This window comes from Shigella sp. SIG3 (genome assembly GCF_053555855.1).
In genome coordinates, this window is the sequence record NZ_JBQZXE010000229.1 from 1 (window position 1) to 1,779 (window position 1,779).

Annotated in this window: 1 protein-coding gene and 2 pseudogenes; all 3 read left to right on the top strand. The window is 50.8% G+C overall.

Going from position 1 to position 1,779, the window contains the following annotated elements:
- Window positions 1–285 (top strand): annotated as a pseudogene (locus ACUU1I_RS20415) (baseplate J/gp47 family protein); the annotation flags it as partial.
- Between the two features lies 1 nt (window position 286).
- A pseudogene (locus ACUU1I_RS20420) lies at window positions 287–891 on the top strand (DUF2612 domain-containing protein).
- A partial coding sequence (locus tag ACUU1I_RS20425; RefSeq protein ID WP_032155887.1) for a hypothetical protein occupies window positions 878–1,779 on the top strand: 902 nt, incomplete at its 3' end. The pseudogene ACUU1I_RS20420 and the gene ACUU1I_RS20425, both read left to right, overlap by 14 nt.

Here is a 1,779-nt window from a genome sequence, read left to right on the forward strand (position 1 = left end):
AAAAAAAGTGACTACCTGCCTTCAGATATTACCCGACAGGTACAGCAATCCGTGCTGGACGCATTTAATGGTACAGATGGTGGTCTGCGGGCAAGAGTTGCCTCTGTTGTCTCTGCCGGGCGCTACTATGCCGGCATTTACAAAACCGATCCGGAACATATTGATATTCTGGGCCTTACTGTGAGCCGTGACGGTTCGTCATGGACAACGGCTGTCACTTTCGGGATAGATGAGATTCCGGTTCTGGATGTGTCGGATATCAGTGTGAAACTCCAGGAGGCATAACGTGCAGAATGTGGCTGCCACTGTGCTTGCGCAGTATGCTGCCAGCCCCCGACTCAATGCCCTCATTAACAGCTTTAACGCAGCGCTTTCCCCGACAGTTTTATCAGTGATTTTTATGGTCTTATCTGGAACATCGATACCGCAGAAAAGTATGGTCTTGATGTCTGGGGAAAGATTGTGGGTGTCAGTCGCCGGCTGACGGTAAAGGACGATTTTAATTACCTGGGCTTCAGCGAGTCCAGGATGGACACCCCGGTAATGGATGATCCCTGTCCGTTTAATCAGGCACCGTTTTACAACGGCAAATCGGATACCCGGACTGTTGACCTGTCTGATGCTGTATACCGGCGGCTGATACTGATGAAAGCCATGTCGAACATTACTGACTGTTCCGTTCCGGATATTAACCTGATGCTGAGATTTATGTTCGGAAAAAAACGCCGGGCTTATGTTCTGAATAATGGCGGGCTGAGGATGAGTTACGTCTTTGAGTCCGCGCTCTCGTTGGCAGAACTGGCGATTATCCAGTCGTCGGGTGCACTGCCATCCCCGCCGGGTGTTTATGTTTCAGTAGTTTTAAAGGAGTCCCGTAATGAAGGCCAGTGATAAACCCCGCCAGCTGGCGGTCCCCTTTGCGAGTACCGGAGATAAAAACCGTATCCCGGACAAGGCGACACAGCAGACCAGAGAGAGCGGTAATGCTGCGTATGATTCAGGTTTTCCTCCGGTGACCATGACAGCGGTCTCAGCGGGAGGTATACCGCCACACGGCAAGGATTTTAACGGTCTGATGTACGATATTACCGCAGCAATACGGTTCGCCCAGGCTGGCGGTTTGTACACGTATAATGCCGGTTTTGCGGGGGCCATTGGTGGATATGCAAAAGGAGCCATTCTCGCCGGAGTCGCAACAACAGCGGTCTGGCTGAATACCACGGACGATAACCTGACCGATCCTGAAGGCTCCGACAGTGCGGGCTGGGTAAATCTTCTTGAGGATCCGAAAAGGATATTCCTGCGGCAGAAGAACAATCTGTCAGACCTTCAGAATAAAGGGACGGCACGGGATAATCTTCAGGTTTACAGTAAAGAGCAGTCAGATCAACGCTATGTTCATCGGGAAGGCGATAAAATAACCGGAGAGCTGAAAATCCGTGGTGTTAATGCGCTGAGGATTTTCAACGAAGCTTTTGGCCTGATTTTTCGTCGTTCGGAAGAGTGCCTGCACCTTATTCCCACCAGTGAAGGTCAGGGGGAAAATGGCGATATTGGTCCCCTGCGCCCGTTCACCATTAATTTGCGGACGGGTGAAATATCCATGTCGCATAAAGTGTCTGTTGGCGGTGGTTCGCAGGTCAATGGTGCGCTGGGTATCGGCGTTCAGAACGCCCTGGGGGGGAATTCAATTGTTCTTGGTGATAATGACACCGGATTTAAACAGAATGGAGACGGTATTCTGGATGTTTATGCTAATAGTCAGCGTGTATTCCGCTG